We start from the raw sequence: 18,144 nt of genomic DNA on the forward strand, positions 1-18,144 counted from the left end.
CTACCCTGGACTCATGGCACCGGTGGCGGGCGTCGCGCAGCGCGCACTGCCCGAGAGCGTCTGGTTGGCCGAGCAGTCGGCGCACCACACGCAGGTCGACGCGTGGACGGCACCCCGCCTGGAGCGCGCCGGACGCGGCGAGAAGCACCCGGTCGAGGACTTCCTGTTCACCTACTACGCCTTCCGCCCGGCCAAGCTGCGGCGCTGGCACCCGGGGGGCACGACCGTCCTGCTCGGCGAGGCGGCCCGGGAGCGGCTGGACTGGCGCTGGTACGTCGAGCGCGAGGTGAGGTTGCCGGACGGGACGACGGCGCACGGCGTCGGCGTGGATGTGTCGGCGTTCCTGACCGATCGTGGGGCGACGGTCGACTTCGTCACCGCGCTGCTCGGTGCGACGATCTCGCGGCCGGCCCAGCTCGGCTGCTTCGGGATGCACGAGTGGGCGATGGTCTACGGACTGGCCGAGGGTGAGCAGCGGCACGAGGACTGGCCGTTGCGCCTTGGCCCTGCGGGGACGGACGCGGTGGTGCAGGCACAACCGGTGCGCTGCAGCCACTTCGACGCGTTCCGCTTCTTCACTCCGTCGGCTCGGCCGCTGAACTCGTTGCAGCCCAGTCGGTCCGAGCAGGTCACGCTCGAGCAGCCGGGCTGCCTGCACGCCACGATGGACCTCTACAAGTGGTCCTTCCAGCTGCTGCCCCTGGTGCCGTCGTCCGTTGTGGCGGCCTGCTTTTCCCTGGCACGGGACGCCAGGACAGTGGACATGCGAGCATCGCCCTATGACTTGCGTGGTCTTGGCCTGACATCAATACCCATCGAGACCACCGCCGGCCGAGCTGAGTACGTTCGCGCTCAACGAGAGCTCACATCCCGCGGGCAAGTCCTACGCTCCGAGGTCCTTGACGCCTGTCGATCGCTCTGAGGCCGACAGTCGCTCGGCTCCCCCGGGGACACGTAGGGATCGGCCATCCTCGTCGTCAGCTTTGGCGGGGGGTTGGGCCGCCGGGCCTGACCACGCCGGTCTCGTAGGCGCAGACCACAAGCTGGACGCGGTCGCGTTGACCGAGCTTGGCGAGCAGCCGGCTCACGTGTGTCTTCACAGTGGCCTCGCCGATCCCGAGCCTGTCGGCAATCTCGAGGTTGGATTGCCCCGTCGCGAGGTGCGTGAGCACCTCCCGCTCGCGATCGGTCAGCCCTTGAAGAGCCCCCGGCGGGGCAACGTCGAGATCACCGGCGGTCGAGTAGAGCTCGATGAGGCGACGGGTGACCTCCGGCGCCAGCAAGACGTCTCCGGCGACGACGGACCGTACGGCGGCGATGATCGAGGCTCGCGGCGAGTCCTTGAGGAGAAAGCCGCTGGCGCCGGCGCGTAGGGCGGCGTAGACGTATTCGTCGAGGTCGAACATGGTCAGCACCAACACGCGGGTGTTGAGCTTGTCCGCCACGATCCGGCGGGTGGCGTCTACTCCGGTCAGGCGTGGCATCCGGATATCCATGATGAGCACGTCTGGGCGGTACTCGCGGGCGATGGCGATCGCTTCGACGCCGTCACTCGCGTGGGCCACGACCTCCATGTCCGGCTGGGCGTCCAGGATGAGCGCCAGACCCTCGCGGAGCAGCTCCTGGTCGTCGGCGATGCAGATCCGGATCATCGGGGCAGCTCGGTCGAGGTCGGCGACCGGCGTTGGCGGGAGTGGGCGAGCGCGTCCGCGTCCGGCTCGTCCAGTGGGACGGTGGCGCGCACGGCGAAGCCGCCTTCTGGACGCGAGGCCACCTGCAACGTGCCGCCTAGCCTCTCCACCCGCTCACGCATTCCGGGCAGGCCGTTCCCGCCGCCATCAACGGACGGCTGAGTCCCCGCCGGACCGTCGTCCTCGATGCCGATCGTGATCGCCTGGGCCTCGACGTCCAGGTGGACGTGGGTCTCGACGAGCCCCGCGTGCCTAACGGTGTTGGACAGCGACTCCTGCAACACCCGGTAGATCGCCTCGCCCACCTGGGGCGGGACGCCGCGACGTTCTCGGCGGCTAACCTCCAGGGGCAGACCCGCGTCCCGCATCCTGTCCACCAGGGTGTCGATGTCCAGCAGACCGGCCCGGGGTTCCGGCCGTGGATGCTCGGGTGTCGTGACCTGGGTTGGCGCATCGGCGGTCGAGTCGCCTTCACCCGCAGCCCGCAATGGAGCGAGCAACGAGCGGACCTCGCGCAGCGCGTCCCTACCCGCGGTTTGGATGCGATGCAGCGCCTTGGCGGCTCGGGCCGGGTCGGCGGTGAGAACCTCCTCGGCCGCCTCGGCGTGGACGACCATGACGGCAAGGCTGTTCGCCAGCACGTCATGCAGGTCCCGGGCAATGCCCAGTCGCTGCTCGGCCAGCTCTGCCCGGCTCAGGTTCGCCCGCTCGCCGTCGCGTCGGTTCTGCAGCTCGGCGTTCTGCCGCACCCACGCCCCGGCTACCCAGGAGATGACCGCATACAGCACCCAACCCCATCCGGCGGACGCGCCCGCCTGCAACGGGTCGCGCACGATCTGCAGCAGCGCCCAGGCCGCGGCGATCGGGATCCCCAGGTAGGCGGGCGGACGTCGCCCCCAGCGCCCGACAGCGTAGGTCGAGATCACCCCGATGAAGAACGACGAGCCGGCCTGTGAGGATCCCCAGACAAGCCACGGCACGCTGGTGATCGCGGCAGCAGCGAGCTGGGTCGTCAACGGGGCGCGGCGGCGACCTGCGAGAACGATCGACGCCGCTCCCAGCGTCGCTGAGGCGGCCCACCGTGGACCCACCAGATTCGTGGGTCCGGAGATCCAGACCTCCCACTGGGAAAACGCGACCAGCAGGCCCGGCACCGTCCAGCGCGACCTGGCTAGGGTGCGCAGCCATTCCATGCCTGCACCGTAGCGACAGCAGGCCTCACCTGCGCCCCTCGTAAGGCGGACCCGGGTCCAGCGCCGGGTGGATACACCCAGACCGTAGGCGGACGCGCGGCTGGCCACCGGTGCCTAGGTTTCTCATCCCCGGCCAAACGGCCATGGGTGCAGCACATCGGAAGGGATCACCATGAGCACCGAACCCATCAGCAGGGCCGAGTCGGCGCCTTGCCCGACTACGGATGCACCGTCACGTCGCTGGATCGGCGCTGCCGCCCTGACGGCCATGTCTGCCTATGTGGGCGCGATCCTCGTAGCCCCCCAGCAGGACGCGGCCAACGACATCCAGCTGCAGGACTTCCTGGGAAACCGAGGTCCGTTGCTCGCCGCCTCCTGGTTGCTGATGTTGGTGTGTGGACTGGCCTGGCTTCTGCTCGTCACTGGCCTCAGAGGTCGTGTTGAGCCGGGGTTCGCTCGCGACCTCATGGTGGCTGCCGCGGTTGCCGGCCAGGCAGTCGCCTGGGCCGGCGCATCACTGGACGCCGCGTTCGCCGCCCCAACCTCGCGGGCTGTACCGCTGCCTGTCTACGAGGCTTTCGGCGAGGCCGGGCACCTCGCCATGGCAGCAGGAACAGCCGCCACCGGGCTCGCTCTCATCGGGCTCTCCCGCTGTGCGACTCCCCAGCTCTGGGGCACAACGATGTCGCGAGCGACGGCCGTCGCCGGGGCTATCCTGGTGCTGGCCGCAGTGATCGGACCGGTCAGCGCACCGGTCTACGCACTGTGGCTGCTCCTCGCCGCTATCCAGCTCCTGCGCTCCGCGCCGAGCGCTTCGGTGACAACGGCACCCGGAGTCGCAGCGCCGTCATCGTCCTGAGGCCATGGCATCGAGGAAGCTCACCGACGAAATGGCACCCTCTGCCGCTTCAGTGCCGGTGGGAAACTGCGTCACGCCGGCTCCCTTGTACCGCTACCTACTAACTCAAAGCACAGATCGACCGGCGGCGGCACTCCGACAGGCGCAGTTGCGCGTTCTCGGCCGCCCCGCGGGATTGAGCGCGCATGGGCCAGTGCTAGACACTCCACCAGCCGCGACCATCTCCGATTCTCGCCCCAGCGAGCTCGACTGGAGTTGGGCGGCGTTCACACTGACAGGGGTGTAGGTCAGCTGGGCGGCCGAGTCATTTCGCCGCTTGCCGAGCGGGCGCAAGAACCCGCCTCATGCGATGAGTGTTCGTGGCCGTCGCGTCGCGCCACCATTAGACCTCCGCCGGTACCGTTCCTTCTCGTGAGCTCCCAGATCACCCGTCCGCAGACGCAGCAGGGCTTCAGCCGGCTGGCGGTCCGTCCGTGACGGCTTGTGCCTACGCGTTGCGTCGGCGCGCAGCACGGGCAGGTCTGCATCGGACATCGCCATCACAAACTTGGCATGCATCGAGAAAAGCAACATCTGGTGCCACCTTCTCCGATGTATCACCGGATGACACATGGTGGTGAGAGCCTCGATCCAAGCCAGGGACGTGCGTGAGCTCGACATGCGCTCCTCGTCGTACGACCTGCACGAGCTTGGGGTACAGGAGACGCCCTGAACCCGTCGCTCGCGGTCAGCTCGCCTGGTTGAAGAACCAGCGGTGGCCGAACGGGTCCCGGATCACTGCGACCCGGCCGACGCCGCCGTCCTCGGGCCCGCGGTCCAGCCGGGCTCCCCCTGCGGTGGCCCGCTCGACCAGGCCGTCCACGTCGTCCACGGTCAGGTGCAGGGTCACCGCGTTGCCGCGGTCGCGCTGCGGCGCTTCGACGTCGATCTCGGGGTGGGCGTCGCTCATCATCCAGCCGGCCCCGTCGATGGCCAGCTCGACATGGCCGATCCGGCCGTCCGGCATGACGATCGGCTCGTAGGTCACGACCGCACCAAGGTGCGCGACGTACCAGTCGATGGCCCCGCGCGCGTCGTCCACGGCGATGTACGGCGTCAGCACTGACATGCCATCACCATGACCGGCGACGCCACCCCGCGCAATCGCGGTGACCGCGTGCGCGGATCGCCAGCCGCTAGGCTCGCCGTCGTGCAGATCCTGGTGCTCAACGGCCCCAACCTCGGGCGGCTCGGCACGCGCGAGCCGTCCGTCTACGGGACGACGACCTACGACCAGCTGGTCGAGCTGTGCCAGCAGGCCGGCGAGTCCGTGCGGGCCGACGTGGACGTCCGCCAGACCGATGCCGAGCACGAGATGCTCAGCTGGCTGCACGAGGCGGCCGACTCCGGCGCAGCCGTGGTCCTGAACCCCGGCGGCTGGACGCACACATCCGTGGCGCTGCGCGACGCCTGCGCCGCACTCACCGGCCCGTTGGTCGAGGTGCACATCAGCAACGTGCACGCCCGCGAGGATTTCCGTCGGCACTCCTACGTCTCGCCCGTCGCGACCGCGGTCATCGCCGGGCTCGGCGTCGACGGCTACCCGGCTGCGATCCGCTGGCTGGCCGGTCGCTCCTGACGTCCAGGAATGGCTGCGCTCGCTGACTCCTGGGGAGTACGTTGACGCTGGATCGAGCCCCGCGCCCCTTCCCATGAGCGCGCCGCCGCGACCCACCTTGGAGTCGTCATGGTCGCCTACGTCCGTCGCGGTGCCATAGTCGTCGCACTTGCTCTGGTGGGAACGGTAGTCAGTGCCCCTGTCGCCGTTTGGGCGCAGAGCCCGGTCGTCCCACTATCGGTCGGCGACAACGCCCTCGGCCAGCAGGGCGACGGAACGACCGCGAACCGGACGGTACCGGGCCCAGTGGCGATCTCCGGGATCGTGGAAATAGCGAGCGGACGTGACGGAGGCTACGCACTGGACGCGCAGGCCCAGGTCTGGGCGTGGGGTGCGAACCAGTTCGGCAAGGTTGGGGACGGGACGACGACGAACCGACGGCTACCGGTGAAGGTGCTCACCGGGGTGGAGTCGATCGAGGCCGGACACGACCACGCCATCGCGCTGCGTCAGGACGGCACAGTGTGGACCTGGGGGTACGGAGCCTTGGGGCAGCTCGGCCTCGGCACCACAGCCAACCACAGCACGCCGACGCGGGTCCCAGGTCTGACCGACATCCGGGCTGTGGCAGCGGGTCGCGACATGTCCTTCGCCCTCAAGCCGGACGGCACCGTGCTCGGTTGGGGCAACAACGCCTTCGGTGAGGTCGGCGACGGGACGACCACCCGTCGCACCTCACCGGTCCCCGTCGTCGGCCTACACGACGTCGTGCAGCTCGCGGGCGGACGCGACCATGGCTTGGCTGTCACGTCCGACGGATCGTTGTGGACCTGGGGCGCGAACACCTATGGCCAGATCGGCGACGGCACGAAGACCGACCGACACACCCCGGTCAAGGTGCTGTCCAACGTCGAGCAAGTCGACGCCGGAGCACACCACTCGATCGCCCTTCTCACCGACGGTCGGGTCATGACGTGGGGCCGGGGGTACCGAGGCGCACTCGGGTCGGGCACCACCGCCAACCGCCTGGTTCCCACGGCGGTGGCTGGCCTACCCCCTGTGGTCGACGTCGGCGACGCGCGAGATGCAACCTTCGCGGTCACCCCCGCCGGGAAGGTCTGGGCCTGGGGTGCGAACGGCTCGGGGCAGCTGGGCGACGGGACCACCTTCCAGCGACTGTCGCCCGTCCTGCTGGCCGTCTCCGGGATCGCCCATGTGGAGGGCGGCGCACTGCACGCGATCTTCCTCCCGGCGGGCGCCGGCGGGAACCAGCCGCCCCAGGCCGGTTTCGAACCGACCTGCCACTTGCTGGACTGCACCTTCGACGCCAGCAGCTCGGCCGATCCCGACGGGTCGATCGCCTCCTACGCTTGGTCGTTCGGTGACGGTGACTCCAGTGACCTACCGGCCCCCGCGCACTCCTACCTCGCTGCGGGCAGCTACGACGTCGCCCTGACCGTGACCGACGCCCAAGGCGCGGTCTCGGCACCCGCCATCCACCGCGTCGTCGTCACTGATACGTCGTCCGGTGGGCCTGTCGCGTTCCGCGCGGCCGCGACGGCCAGCGTCAACAGCGCATCGGTGCGAGTGACGGTGCCCGCGGCTGTCCAACCGGGCGACCTGCTGCTGCTCCTGATCTCGACCAGCACCCAGGCCGCAGCCTCAGGCCCCTCAGGTTGGACGCTTGCTCGTCAACAGCTGGACGGCACGGACATGCGCGCGCAACTCTACGTCCGCGTCGCTCAGGCCGGTGATTCAGGGACGGCGGTGACCACCGCCTTCGCCAGCCGCACCAAGGCGATCGCCACAATGCTCGCCTACTCCGGAGCAGACGGCACCGCACCGTTGGTCATCGCGACGGCAGACCAGCCTGGCGCGGCCACGACCACCCATGCAAGCCCGCCGCTGACCGTCGCCTCGGCCGGCAGCTGGGTGCTGTCCTACTGGTCGGCCAAGGACAGCGCCACCACCGCCTGGACCGCGCCCGCCGGCCAGACGACCCGAGCGTCGGTCATCGGCGCCGGAAGCGGTCGGGTGACCTCAATCGCGACCGACACCGCGTCACCTGTCCCGACAGGTCCATGGCCCGGTTTGAGCGCGACAGCGTCTGCGGCATCGGCGAAGGTGACCAGCTGGTCGATCGTGCTCACGCCCGTATCCTGACCGGTCAGCGGGGGGTGATGCCCTGACGCATCAGGCCATACGAGATGGAGTCGACCAGCGCCTCCCATGAGGCCTCGACGATGTTCGCTGCCACCCCGACCGTCTCCCATGACGTCGAGCCGTCGCTGGTCTCGATCAGCACCCGGGTGACCGCGTCCGAACCGTGCGCCGCGTCGAGGATGCGGACCCGGAAGTCGATCAGCTGCAGCTTGCGCAGCTCCGGGTAGGCCGGTGACAGGGCCTCGCGCAGCGCGTGGTCCAGGGCGTTGACCGGACCGTTTCCCTCGCCGGTCGCGACCACCCGGTGTCCAGCTGCGGTCACCTTCACAGTCGCCTCGGACGTCGCCGTGCTGTCGCCGCGCGCGTCGGTGATCACCCGCCAGCTCTCCACCTCGAAGAACCGCGCTCGCGCGCCGTCCACCTCCTCGCGCAGCAGCAGCTCGAACGAGGCGTCCGCTGCGTCGAACGTGTAGCCCTGCGCCTCCAGCACCTTGACCTTCTCGGTCACCCTGGCCAACAGCTCGTCCTGGCCGGACAGGTCATAGCCCAGCTCGCGCCCCTTGAGCTCGATCGATGCCCGACCGGCCATCTCCGAGACCAGCGTGCGCATGTCGTTGCCCACCTGGGTCGGGTCGGTGTGCTGGTAGAGAGCCGGGTCGATCCGCAGCGCGCTGGCGTGCAGCCCGGCCTTGTGCGCGAAGGCACTCGCGCCGACGTAGGGCTGACGCGAGTAGGGCACCACGTTGGTGATCTCGCTGATCGCGTGCGCGATCCGGGTGGCCTCACGCAGCTTCAACGGGTCCAGCACCGGCCGCCCCTGCTTGATCACCAGGTTCGCCACGACGGTGACCAGGTCGGCGTTACCCGTGCGCTCGCCGTAGCCGTTCAGCGTGCCCTGCACGTGCGTGGCGCCCGCGTCGACGGCGGCCAGCGAGTTGGCCACCGCGCACCCGGTGTCGTTGTGGCAGTGGATCCCCAGCCGGGCGGACGACGCCGCCAGCACCTCGTGCACCGTGTCGGCGACCTGCGGCGGCAGCATCCCGCCGTTGGTGTCGCAGAGCGTGATCACCTCGGCGCCGGACTCGGCAGCCGCCCGGACGACCTCGAGGGCGTACTTCGGGTCGTGGTCGAAGCCGTCGAAGAAGTGCTCGGCGTCCAACACGACCCGGCGCCCCTCGCCGACCAGGAACGAGACGGTGTCCCGGATCATCTCCAGGTTCTCGGCCGCGGTGGTGCGCAGCGCCGTCTCGACGTGCCGGGTATGGCTCTTCGCCACCAGGGTGACGACCGGCGCCTGCGCGTCGAGCAGCGCCCTGACCTGGGGGTCCGTTGCTGCCGTACCGCCCGGACGGCGGGTCGCACCGAAGGCGGCGAGCACGGCGTGGCGCAGGGTCAGCTGCTTGGCCGCGAGGGCGAAGAACTCGGTGTCCTTGGGGATCGCCCCGGGCCACCCTCCCTCGATGAAACCGACCCCCAGGTCATCCAGATGCGCAGCGATCGCCAGCTTGTCGTGCACGGACAGCGCGAGCCCCTCCTGCTGGGCCCCATCGCGCAGCGTCGTGTCGTAGACGTGAAAGTCGCTGGTGAGCGTCACGGTCGTCCTGCTCTCTCAAGGTGCGATGGCCTGCCTGAACCAGTCTGACAACGAAAAAGACCCCCCGGGCACGGGAGGTCTGGCGCGTTGTCGGACCCTGTTGGCCCGGCAGCGCGCCTCACGTAATGATCCACCTGGTTGGCATAGCAGCCTCATCGTCGCACCCGTCCCACGCCTTGACTACCCCGTCTCGCCATCCGGACGGAGCCGGTGAGCGGCTGAGCCCCAGGTCAGCTGTGCCAAGTCAGCTGAGCATCGCGGCGACGAGCTCGCGACGGCTCCGGACGCCGACCTTGTCGAAGACTGCCTTGAGGTGGTCCTGAACCGTGTTCTCGGTAATGTGCAGCGTCACAGAGATGGCCTTCGTCGCGGCTCCGCGTAGCACCAAGGTGGCCACCTCGCCCTCGCGAGGAGTCAGACCGTGGGTCGCCAGCCGCAGCGGCAGGGTGGTGCTCGCGTCGGCTTCCTCAATGACGATGGTGATGCCCTGCTCTCCGAACCGACCGTTGAGGCGGGAAGCATGGACAGACAGCCATTGTCCGCTGTGCGTGTGGACGTGGGTCGTCGGCAGCGCTCCCGGCGCGGCCTTCCCGACCTCGATCGCACGCAGCGCCGAGGCGGCGGCGTAGATGCTGACCGGCAGCAGCAGGCCGTTCGCCGGGTGCATCTGCGTGAGGTAGGCCGACGCCTGAGCGGTCACTGCGATGAGGCTCAAGTCGTCGGCGAGCACGACGACGCCGGGCTCGTGGACGCGTCCGGCCGGCGCCGGCTGTCTCAGGAGCAGCGCCTGGCGAAGGGCATGACCGAGATGCGGAGCGGCCGTGGCGACCAGCGTCAGCTCCGACTCGGTGAACCCGCTGGACTGATCCGTCCGGTGCAGGCAGAGATAGCCCCAGCACTTGGAGCCGGCGAGCAGCGCGACGCGGAGCTCGTCGCCGAACCCGAGCGGGCGCATGATGTCGCGGTAGCGCGGGCTGGCGAAGCGGTCTCCGGAGGTGACCGAATCCAACGAGGCGACATGACTCGAGGAGGTGGCCAGCGCGGCGAACTTGTTGACGTCCTCGGCGCCGAACTCGTTGTCCAGGAACAGCGGCATCGCAGTGGCGAGAGGGTCCTCGGCGAACCCTCCGGTGAACAACAGGCTCTGCGGGTCGGCGGTGGCAAAGAACGCAGCGTCGGCGGGTACAAGCCGACGCAAGGAGCGGAGCAACCTGCGCTGCAGGTCGGGCGCGTCCAGCCCGCTATGGCAATGCCGGACGAGATCCTGCAGTGCTGTCCGAGCTGGCGGGTGCCGCGCCACGTTGCAAGTATCGACAGACCGAGGTGATTCGCCTAATCCCAGCTTCCTGGGATGGTCTGACCGTCGAGCTGCGCCGACGCTCATGGCATGACCAACAACAAGCAACTCGTCGACACGTTCATCCAGGAGCTCTTCAGCAAAGGAGACCTCGGTGCCGTCGACCGCTATCTCGATCCGCACTTCGTCAACCACGACCCGCCATTTCCCGGCGCTCCTGATGGGCCAGAAGGGATGCGGCTGGCTGCGGCGTCGTTCCGCCAGGCACTGCCAGACTGGCACAGCGACCTCGAGCAGCTGGTCGAGGAGGACGACATCGTCGTCGAACGCTTCACCGCCAGCGGCACGCACACGGCGGCACCGCTGATGGGTGTCTCCGCGACAGGAACGACCATCACCGTGGCCGGGATCAACATCTTCAGGGTGGACGGCGACCGGATCGTCGAACGCTGGGGACGCCTGGACGAGGCCGGACTGCTCCGACAGCTCGGGCTGGTCCCCAGCTGAGCTTCAGACCACGCCCTGCACGCCTCTTCATCCCCCTCTTATCTTGCGGCTGCTCCGCTGGTGGCCAGACCAGTGCCCCCACTGGCGACCCACGGCAGGAGGTTCGACGATGTTCGCGAAGATCAGCAAGGGCATCCTGGCGGGCGCGGTGCTCGCTGCTGCGTCCACCATCCTCACGCCTGGCGTCGCGGCGGCGAGCAGCTGCCAGCTCCCGGTGTTCGGCCCCGGCGCTTCCTACCGCCCGCAGATCCGCCCGAGCGATTTCAGCCCGGACGTCACCAACCCCTTCTTCCCGCTCCCGGTCGGCCGCACGTACGTCTACACCGGGGTGAAGGACGGCAAGCGGGCGGTGGACCTGGTCCTCGCAAGCGCGCGGACCCGCATGGTGGACGGGGTCCGGACCCGGATCGTGCAGGACCGGCTCTACCTGGCCGGCGTCCTGGAGGAACGCACCGCTGACTACTACGCGCAGGACCGGTGCGGCAACGTCTGGTACTTCGGCGAGGACACCGCCGAGCTCGACGCCCACGGCCAGGTGACCAGCACCGAGGGAAGCTTCCACGCCGGGGTCGACGGGGCGCAGCCGGGCGTATTCATGCAGCGTCGTCCGCAGCTCGGCCGCTGGTTCCGGCAGGAGTGGTACGCCGGACAGGCCGAGGACACGTTCCGTGCAGTCGCACGGCACGTCGAGGTCACCGTTCCGTTCGGGTCGTTCCACGACGCGCTCCGAACCGAGGAGCGGACCGCCCTGGAGCCGCGGGTGCTGGACAACAAGTTCTACGTGCAGGGCATCGGCGTGGTGTCCGAGGCCTCCGTGACCGGGCCACGGGAAGTGCTGCGTCTGGTCGAGATCCTCTCCTGAGGACAAGATCTGCCTACGCTGGTCCCCCGAGAGGCCGGTGCTGCCGATGCGCTTGCTGGTGGTCGACGACGAACCCGCCATGGCCTCGGTGCTGTCCCGCGGTCTCGCCGAGAACGGGTATGCGGTCGATGTCGCAGCCGACGGCACCCAAGCCCTGTGGCTGGCCACGGAGAACGACTACGACGTCGTCGTCCTGGACATCGGGCTGCCCGACCTCGACGGGCTCGAAGTTCTGGCCCGGCTGCGCGCGAGCGGACGACGCGTGCCGATCCTGCTGCTCACCGCCCACGACCGCATCCAGGACCGGGTGGACGGTCTGGACGCCGGCGCCGACGACTACCTGGTCAAGCCGTTCGCGTTCCCCGAGCTGCTGGCTCGGATCCGGGCGATGGCGCGTCGGGGGCCGGTCGCGCGGCCGAGCAGACTCGTCGTCGACGATCTCGAGCTCGACCCGGCCACCCGGCAGGTGCATCGTGCCGGCCGGCAGATCGTGTTGACGCACAAGGAGTTCGCACTTTTGGAGTGCCTGATGAGGGCTCCCGGTCAGGTGCTCTCGCGCTCGTACCTCATCGAGCATGTCTGGGACGTCGCCTTCGACCGCGACTCGAACGTCGTGGACGTCTACGTCGGCTACCTGCGCGCGAAGGTGGACAAGCCGTTCGCGAGGCAGTCGCTGCGCACGGTGCGCGGCGCCGGGTACGTCATCGGCGGTGACGGTGTCCAGCCCTGAGCGTGGCGGCCGACCGCGAGCCTCGTTGCGACTGCGGCTGACCGCGGCTTTCACGCTGTCGATGGCTGTGGTCCTCGCGACCCTGGGGGTGCTGCTCTACCTCAGTCTCAGCCACGAGCTGCTCGCCGGCATCGACCGCGACCTCGGCGCCCGCGCCGACGCGCTGACCAGCGCGCTGGCGGCCGACCCCGGCATCCCGTTGGAGGGCGGACACCGCTTCGTCGACCCGGACGAGGCGTTCGCCCAGGTGCTGGACGTCCGTGGCCGCCTGCTCGACGCCACCGCAGGGGTGAGCGGCGCGGCGCTGCTCACGCCGGCGCAAGCGACGGCCGCCACGCGGGCTCGGTTCAGCACGATGCCGGCCTCGGCGCGCGACGACCCGCGGCGACTGCTCGCGGTGCCGTCGACCGTCGGCGGGCAACCCAGGATCGTGGTCGTCGGCCAGACTCTCGGTGACCGTGAGGACGCGCTGCATCGCCTGCTGGTCGCCGAGATCCTGGTCGGCGGGGCGGCCCTGGTCCTGACGTCGGCGGCCGGATGGATGCTGGCCGGTGCAGCCCTGCGCCCGGTCGAGCGGATGCGCGCTCGTGCCGCCCGGCTCGCCGAGGTCGGCGGCCGCGACCTGCTGCCGGTACCCGGGACCGGTGACGAGCTGAGCCGGTTGGCCGAGACGCTCAACTCCCTTCTGGCGCACCAGCAGGCGGCGCTGGACCGCGAGCACCGCTTCGTCGACGACGCCAGCCACGAGCTGCGCACCCCGCTCGCCGTGCTGAAGGCGGAGCTGGACCTGGCCCTGTCTCGGCCGCGCACGGCGAACGAGCTGCTCGAGACGGTGCGCACGTCGGCCGGTGAGACCGACCGGCTGGTGCGGCTCGCCGAGGATCTGCTGGTGCTCGCCCGCGTGCGGGAACGTGGGCTGCCCCTGCGGTACCAACCGGTCGACCTGCCCGAGCTGCTGGCCTCAGCCGTGGCCCCGCTGGTGGCGCAGGCAGCGGACGACGGTCGCGAGCTGCGGATCGAGGCGCCGCAACAGCCCGTCGAGGTGGACCCCGACCGGGTCCGCCAGGCGGTGCTGAACCTTGTCGAGAACGCCCTGCACCATGGCCTGGGCGACATCACGCTGAGCGCCGCCGTCGTCCGCGAGGGCGTGCTGATCGAGGTCCACGACCAGGGCCCGGGTTTCGCCGACTCGATCGGTGCATCAGCCTTCGAACCGTTCCGCCGGGGCAGGCCGGGTTCCCGCCCCGAGGGCGGTGCAGGACTCGGGCTGACCATCGTGAAGGCGGTCGCGGACGCGCACGGCGGCAGCGTGAGCACCTACGCCGACGCGGACGGCACCGGCGTCCGGCTGCTGGTGCCGCCTGCCGCGCCGACGGACTAGCCACGCCGCAGGCGCGCCGCTTCGATCAGCGCCACGAAGACCCGCGGGTCGGCACCGACCTCCGGGTGCCACTGCACGCCGACCCGCCAGGTCGCGTCCGGCGCCTCGATCGCCTCCAGAACACCGTCGTCCGCCCAGCCGACCTGGTCGTAGCCGGGACAGGTCAGGACTCCCTGGTGGTGGTAGGTCGGGACGTCGACCCGTTCACCGAGCGCGTTTCCCAGCCGGGAGCCCGGCGTCAGCCGGACGCCGTGCTCGCCGTACTGCCCCGGTCCGGGCGAGTGCCGGTCGTGGCCGACCCGGTCGGGCAGGTGCTGCTCCAGCGCACCGCCCGCCGCGACGGCCATCACCTGCATCCCGCGGCACACGCCGAGCAGGGGCAGGTCCGCCCGCACCGCGGCATCGACCAGCGCGACCTCGGCATCGTCCCGGTCCGGCCGGGGCGCCTGCAGCACCGGGTGCGGCTGTTCGCCGTAGCGGGCCGGGTCGACGTCCGCGCCGCCGGCCAGCACGAGCCCGTCGAGCGCCGCCACCACCCGGTCGGCGTCCGCTGCGTCGAGACAGTGCTCAGGTGGCACCAGCAGCACCCGGGCGCCGGCCGCCCGCAAGGCGTCGACGTACGCGGCCGGTACCAGCACCGCGGGGACGTCCCGCCAGACGCCCCACGAGGCGGGCTCGGCGTAGCAGGTGAGCCCGATCAGCGGCGCGCTCACGGCCGAGCCCTCACAGCGGGGTGACGTAGGCGCCGCTGATCCCGCCGTCGACCAGGAACTGCGAGGCGGTGATGAAGCTGGAGTCGTCACTGGCCAGGAAGGCCACGGCGGCCGCGATCTCGTCGGGCTCTGCGAAGCGGCCGAGCGGTACGTGCACCAGACGTCGGGCGGCCCGCTCGGGATCGGCGGCGAACAGCTCCTGCAGCAGCGGGGTGTTCACCGGGCCGGGACACAGCGCGTTCACCCGCACCCCCTGGCGGGCGAACTGCACACCGAGCTCGCGCGACATCGACAGCACGCCACCCTTGCTGGCCGTGTACGAGATCTGGGAGGTCGCCGCGCCCATCACGGCCACGAAGGAGGCGGTGTTGATGATCGACCCCCTTTCCTGCTCGAGCATGTAGGGCAGCACGGCCTTGCAGCACAGGTACACACTGGTCAGGTTCACCTCCTGCACGCGTCGCCAGGCATCGATGCCGGTCTCCAGGATCGAGTCGTCGTCCGGCGGGGAGATGCCCGCGTTGTTGAACGCGACGTCCACGGTGCCGAACGCCTGCTTCGCGGCGGCGAACAGCGCGTCGACCTGGTCGGCGTCCGTGACGTCGCAGTGCACGTACCGCCCGCCGACCTCGTCGGCCGCCTGCGGGCCTCGCTGGTCGTCCACGTCGCCGATCACCACGTGCCCGCCCTCGGCGGCGAACCGCCGCACGGTGGCCAGCCCGATGCCGCTGCACCCGCCGGTCACCACGCAGACCCTGCCATCCAGCCGTCCTGGCATGCCCCGCCCCTTCCCCTCGGCTCACTCGCTCGTCGCGATGAAGACGTTCTTGACCTCGGTGAACGAGTCCAGCGCGTCCGGTCCGAGCTCGCGTCCGAGGCCGGACTGCTTGAACCCGCCGAACGGCGTGCTGTACCGCACGGACGAGTGCGAGTTCACGGACAGGTTTCCCGCCTGCACCCCGCGGGACACCCGAAGCGCCCGACCGACGTCCCGAGTCCAGATCGACCCGGACAGCCCGTACGCCGTGTCGTTGGCCATCGCCACGGCGTCGGCCTCGTCCTCGAACGGCAGCACCGCGACGACCGGACCGAACACCTCCTCGCGCCACACGGCGTCCTGCACCGACCGGGGTCGGACGACGGTCGGCGGGTACCAGTAGCCCGCCCCCTGCGGTGCCGACCCGCGGAACAGGACGTCGACCGGCTCGGCCGCGCCCTCCACGAACGACCGCACCCGCTCACGCTGACCGGCGCTGATCAGCGGACCCATCTCGGCGTCCGGCGAGGACGGGTCCATCACCCGCACCCCCTGCACGGCGACCTCGAACCGCTCCATGAACCGGTCGAAGACGCTGCGCTGCACCAGGATCCGGCTGCGCGCGCAGCAGTCCTGGCCGGCGTTGTCGAACACCGCGTACGGCGCCGCGGCCGCCGCCAGCTCCAGGTCGGCGTCCTCGAACACGATGTTCGCGCTCTTGCCGCCGAGCTCCAGCGTGATGCGCTTGACCTGGTCCGCGGCCCCGCGCATGATCCGCTGACCGACCGCGGTCGAGCCGGTGAAGCAGATCTTGCGCACCAGCGGGTGGGTGACGAACCGCTCCCCCACCACCGAACCCTGGCCCGGCAGCACCGACAGCAGGTGCTCGGGCAGGCCGGCGTCGAGGGCGAGCTCGCCCAGCCGCACCGCGGTCAGCGGGGTCAGCTCGGCCGGCTTCAGGACGACGGCGTTCCCGGCGGCCAGGGCCGGGGCGAAACCCCAGCCGGCGATCGGCATCGGGAAGTTCCACGGCACGATGACGGCGACCACGCCGAGCGGCTCCTTGAAGGTGATGTCGACGCCTTCGGCAACCGGGATCTGCCGGCCGAAGAGCCGTTCCGGCGCAGCGGAGTAGTAGGCCAGCACGTCGCGGACGTTGCCCGCCTCCCAGCGGGCGTTGCTGAGCGTGTGGCCGGCGCCGCGCACCTCGAGTAGGGCCAGCTCCTCGAGATGGGCGTCCACGACCTCGGCGAACCGGCGCAGGGCTCGGGCGCGGTCGGCCGGCGCCAGCGCGGCCCAGCCTCGCTGCGCTACGGACGCCTGCTCGATCGCCTGGTCGGTCCGGTCGACGTCGGCCAGCTGGACGGTCTCGATCAGCTGCTCGGTGGCCGGGTCCAGCACATCGTGACTGCGGTGCACGGTCCGCTCGGACATCGTCACAGCCTCTCGAACCCGCGCACGCGCTCCCAGTCCGTGACGGCCGACTCGAAGGCCGCCAGCTCGACGTCGGCCGCGTTGACGTAGTGGTCCACCACGCCGTCGCCGAACACCTGATGGGCGAGCTCGGACGCGGCGAACAGGTCGCGCGCGTCGCGCAGCGTGTGCGGGACGGTGGGCTTGTCCGACACGTAGGCGTTGCCCTCGAAGGCGGGTTCGAGCTCGAGCGACTGCTCGATGCCGTGCAGGCCGCCGGCCAGCATGGCGGACAGCGCCAGGTAGGGGTTCACGTCGCCGCCCGGCAGCCGGTTCTCCAGCCGCAGCCCGGCGCCATGCCCGACGACGCGCAGCGAGCAGGTGCGGTTGTCCCGACCCCAGGCGACCGCGGTCGGCGCGAACGAGCCTGGCGCGAAACGCTTGTAGGAGTTGACGTTCGGCGCGTAGAGCAGGGTGAACTCACGCATCGTGTCCTGCACGCCGGCCACGAACTGCTCGAACAGCTCGGTCGGCCCGGAGCCCTCGTCGAAGACGATCGAGCCGTCCGTGCCGCGCAGGCTCATGTGGATGTGGCAGGAGTTCCCCTCGCGCTGGTCGTACTTGGCCATGAAGGTGATCGACTTGCCGTGCAGTGCGGCGATCTCCTTGGCGCCGGTCTTGTAGACGCTGTGGTTGTCCGCGGTCTTGAGCACCTCGTCGTACAGGAACGCGATCTCGTGCTGGCCGAGGTTGCACTCGCCCTTGGCCGACTCGACGGTCAGCCCGGCGCTGTACATGTGCTGCCGGATGTCACGCAGCAGCGGCTCGACCCGGGTGCCACCCAGGATCGAGTAGTCCACGTTGTAGCGGTTGGCCGGCGTGAGCTCGCGGTAGCCGCTGTCCCAGGCCTGCTCGTAGCTGGTGTCGAAGACCATGAACTCGAGCTCGGTGCCGGCGAAGGCCGAGTAGCCGAGCTGCCGGGCCCGCTCGACCTGCGCCGCCAGGATCTGCCGTGGTGCCTGCTCGACCGGACCACCGCCGATCCAGGCCAGGTCGCACTGCACCATGGCCGTCCCAGGCACCCAGGGGGTCAGCCGCAGGGTCGACAGGTCGAGCACGAACTCCATGTCGCCGTAGCCGGTACCCCAGGAGCTGATCGTGTAGCCGTCGACCGTGTTCATGTCGACGTCGACGGCCAGCAGGTAGTTGCAGCCCTCGGTCCCGTGCTCGAGCACCGTCTCCAGGAAGAACGGCGCGTGGATCCTCTTGCCCTGCAGCCTGCCCTGCATGTCGGTGAAGGCCACGACGACCGTGTCGACGTCGCCGTTGCTCACCCGACGGCGCAGCTCGCCGATGGTCAGCGGTCCAATGGACATGGACAGTCCCC

General features: G+C 70.1%; 17 protein-coding genes. 8 read left to right on the top strand and 9 right to left on the bottom strand.

Annotated features, from left to right (window positions below; genetic code table 11):
- Nucleotides 1–13 precede the first annotated feature (13 nt).
- Nucleotides 14–922 (top strand): 3-methyladenine DNA glycosylase, encoded by a 909-nt coding sequence (locus ACPPVT_RS14840; RefSeq protein ID WP_426561531.1) that lies wholly within the window; start codon nt 14–16, stop codon nt 920–922.
- 55 nt (nt 923–977) lie between these two features.
- On the opposite strand, the gene ACPPVT_RS14845 is transcribed toward ACPPVT_RS14840, so the two are convergent.
- The gene (locus ACPPVT_RS14845) at nt 978–1,652 is read right to left on the bottom strand and encodes a response regulator (protein WP_426561533.1); all 675 of its coding nucleotides are present in this window, start codon (nt 1,650–1,652) and stop codon (nt 978–980) included.
- Nucleotides 1,649–2,884 (bottom strand): sensor histidine kinase, encoded by a 1,236-nt coding sequence (locus tag ACPPVT_RS14850; protein WP_426561535.1) that lies wholly within the window; start codon nt 2,882–2,884, stop codon nt 1,649–1,651. The genes ACPPVT_RS14845 and ACPPVT_RS14850 overlap by 4 nt, the downstream gene beginning before the upstream one ends.
- Before the next feature lie 172 nt (nt 2,885–3,056).
- Between ACPPVT_RS14850 and ACPPVT_RS14855 the strand changes: the two genes are divergently transcribed.
- The gene (locus ACPPVT_RS14855) at nt 3,057–3,743 is read left to right on the top strand and encodes a hypothetical protein (RefSeq protein ID WP_426561537.1); all 687 of its coding nucleotides are present in this window, start codon (nt 3,057–3,059) and stop codon (nt 3,741–3,743) included.
- A gap of 727 nt (nt 3,744–4,470) precedes the next feature.
- On the opposite strand, the gene ACPPVT_RS14860 is transcribed toward ACPPVT_RS14855, so the two are convergent.
- Nucleotides 4,471–4,851, bottom strand: coding sequence for a VOC family protein (locus ACPPVT_RS14860; protein ID WP_426561539.1), 381 nt, complete (start codon nt 4,849–4,851; stop codon nt 4,471–4,473).
- Nucleotides 4,852–4,932: 81 nt separating this feature from the next.
- On the opposite strand from ACPPVT_RS14860, the gene aroQ reads away from it, so the two are divergent.
- Nucleotides 4,933–5,361, top strand: coding sequence for a type II 3-dehydroquinate dehydratase (aroQ, locus tag ACPPVT_RS14865; RefSeq protein ID WP_426561541.1), 429 nt, complete (start codon nt 4,933–4,935; stop codon nt 5,359–5,361).
- Between the two features lie 108 nt (nt 5,362–5,469).
- On the top strand, nt 5,470–7,503 hold the full coding sequence (locus ACPPVT_RS14870) for a PKD domain-containing protein (protein WP_426561543.1): 2,034 nt from the start codon (nt 5,470–5,472) through the stop codon (nt 7,501–7,503).
- Between the two features lie 4 nt (nt 7,504–7,507).
- Here the strand turns inward: ACPPVT_RS14870 and cimA are convergent, their stop codons facing one another.
- Together cimA and ACPPVT_RS14880 are read right to left on the bottom strand one after the other, a co-directional pair.
- A complete protein-coding gene (gene cimA, locus ACPPVT_RS14875) occupies nt 7,508–9,097 on the bottom strand; it encodes a citramalate synthase (protein WP_426561544.1) in 1,590 nt (529 codons plus the stop codon).
- A gap of 244 nt (nt 9,098–9,341) precedes the next feature.
- On the bottom strand, nt 9,342–10,397 hold the full coding sequence (locus tag ACPPVT_RS14880; protein WP_426561546.1) for a LuxR C-terminal-related transcriptional regulator: 1,056 nt from the start codon (nt 10,395–10,397) through the stop codon (nt 9,342–9,344).
- A gap of 87 nt (nt 10,398–10,484) precedes the next feature.
- On the opposite strand from ACPPVT_RS14880, the gene ACPPVT_RS14885 reads away from it, so the two are divergent.
- From ACPPVT_RS14885 to ACPPVT_RS14900, 4 genes are all read left to right on the top strand, one after another.
- The gene (locus tag ACPPVT_RS14885) at nt 10,485–10,901 is read left to right on the top strand and encodes an ester cyclase (protein WP_426561548.1); all 417 of its coding nucleotides are present in this window, start codon (nt 10,485–10,487) and stop codon (nt 10,899–10,901) included.
- A gap of 109 nt (nt 10,902–11,010) precedes the next feature.
- On the top strand, nt 11,011–11,763 hold the full coding sequence (locus tag ACPPVT_RS14890) for a hypothetical protein (RefSeq protein ID WP_426561550.1): 753 nt from the start codon (nt 11,011–11,013) through the stop codon (nt 11,761–11,763).
- Nucleotides 11,764–11,809: 46 nt separating this feature from the next.
- Nucleotides 11,810–12,493 carry a response regulator transcription factor gene (locus ACPPVT_RS14895; protein ID WP_426561552.1) on the top strand — a complete coding sequence of 228 codons (684 nt, stop codon included), beginning with the start codon at nt 11,810–11,812 and terminating at the stop codon, nt 12,491–12,493.
- On the top strand, nt 12,474–13,874 hold the full coding sequence (locus ACPPVT_RS14900) for a sensor histidine kinase (protein ID WP_426561554.1): 1,401 nt from the start codon (nt 12,474–12,476) through the stop codon (nt 13,872–13,874). Before ACPPVT_RS14895 ends, ACPPVT_RS14900 begins: the two co-directional genes overlap by 20 nt.
- Here ACPPVT_RS14900 and ACPPVT_RS14905 read toward each other — a convergent pair.
- The 4 genes from ACPPVT_RS14905 to ACPPVT_RS14920 are packed head-to-tail and all read right to left on the bottom strand — an operon-like array spanning nt 13,871 to nt 18,133.
- A complete protein-coding gene (locus ACPPVT_RS14905) occupies nt 13,871–14,587 on the bottom strand; it encodes a gamma-glutamyl-gamma-aminobutyrate hydrolase family protein (protein ID WP_426561556.1) in 717 nt (238 codons plus the stop codon). The genes ACPPVT_RS14900 and ACPPVT_RS14905 overlap by 4 nt on opposite strands.
- Before the next feature lie 10 nt (nt 14,588–14,597).
- Entirely contained in the window at nt 14,598–15,365 is a 768-nt protein-coding gene (locus ACPPVT_RS14910) for a 3-oxoacyl-ACP reductase (RefSeq protein ID WP_426561558.1), read from the bottom strand.
- Between the two features lie 21 nt (nt 15,366–15,386).
- Nucleotides 15,387–16,778 carry an aldehyde dehydrogenase family protein gene (locus ACPPVT_RS14915; protein ID WP_426561560.1) on the bottom strand — a complete coding sequence of 464 codons (1,392 nt, stop codon included), beginning with the start codon at nt 16,776–16,778 and terminating at the stop codon, nt 15,387–15,389.
- Nucleotides 16,779–16,780: 2 nt separating this feature from the next.
- Nucleotides 16,781–18,133, bottom strand: coding sequence for a glutamine synthetase family protein (locus ACPPVT_RS14920; RefSeq protein WP_426561562.1), 1,353 nt, complete (start codon nt 18,131–18,133; stop codon nt 16,781–16,783).
- Between the last annotated feature and the right edge of the window lie 11 nt (nt 18,134–18,144).

Source organism: Angustibacter sp. McL0619, from assembly GCF_049994355.1.
In the GTDB taxonomy this organism is placed as follows: domain Bacteria; phylum Actinomycetota; class Actinomycetes; order Actinomycetales; family Angustibacteraceae; genus Angustibacter.

Coding starts and splice junctions, on each gene's coding strand:
- ACPPVT_RS14840 (WP_426561531.1), top strand. CDS start 14: ATGGCACCGGTGGCGGGCGTCGCGCAGCGCGCACTGCCCGAGAGCGTC.
- ACPPVT_RS14845 (WP_426561533.1), bottom strand. CDS start 1,652: ATGATCCGGATCTGCATCGCCGACGACCAGGAGCTGCTCCGCGAGGGT.
- ACPPVT_RS14850 (WP_426561535.1), bottom strand. CDS start 2,884: ATGGAATGGCTGCGCACCCTAGCCAGGTCGCGCTGGACGGTGCCGGGC.
- ACPPVT_RS14855 (WP_426561537.1), top strand. CDS start 3,057: ATGAGCACCGAACCCATCAGCAGGGCCGAGTCGGCGCCTTGCCCGACT.
- ACPPVT_RS14860 (WP_426561539.1), bottom strand. CDS start 4,851: ATGTCAGTGCTGACGCCGTACATCGCCGTGGACGACGCGCGCGGGGCC.
- ACPPVT_RS14870 (WP_426561543.1), top strand. CDS start 5,470: ATGGTCGCCTACGTCCGTCGCGGTGCCATAGTCGTCGCACTTGCTCTG.
- ACPPVT_RS14885 (WP_426561548.1), top strand. CDS start 10,485: ATGACCAACAACAAGCAACTCGTCGACACGTTCATCCAGGAGCTCTTC.
- ACPPVT_RS14890 (WP_426561550.1), top strand. CDS start 11,011: ATGTTCGCGAAGATCAGCAAGGGCATCCTGGCGGGCGCGGTGCTCGCT.
- ACPPVT_RS14895 (WP_426561552.1), top strand. CDS start 11,810: ATGCGCTTGCTGGTGGTCGACGACGAACCCGCCATGGCCTCGGTGCTG.
- ACPPVT_RS14910 (WP_426561558.1), bottom strand. CDS start 15,365: ATGCCAGGACGGCTGGATGGCAGGGTCTGCGTGGTGACCGGCGGGTGC.
- ACPPVT_RS14915 (WP_426561560.1), bottom strand. CDS start 16,778: ATGTCCGAGCGGACCGTGCACCGCAGTCACGATGTGCTGGACCCGGCC.
- ACPPVT_RS14920 (WP_426561562.1), bottom strand. CDS start 18,133: ATGTCCATTGGACCGCTGACCATCGGCGAGCTGCGCCGTCGGGTGAGC.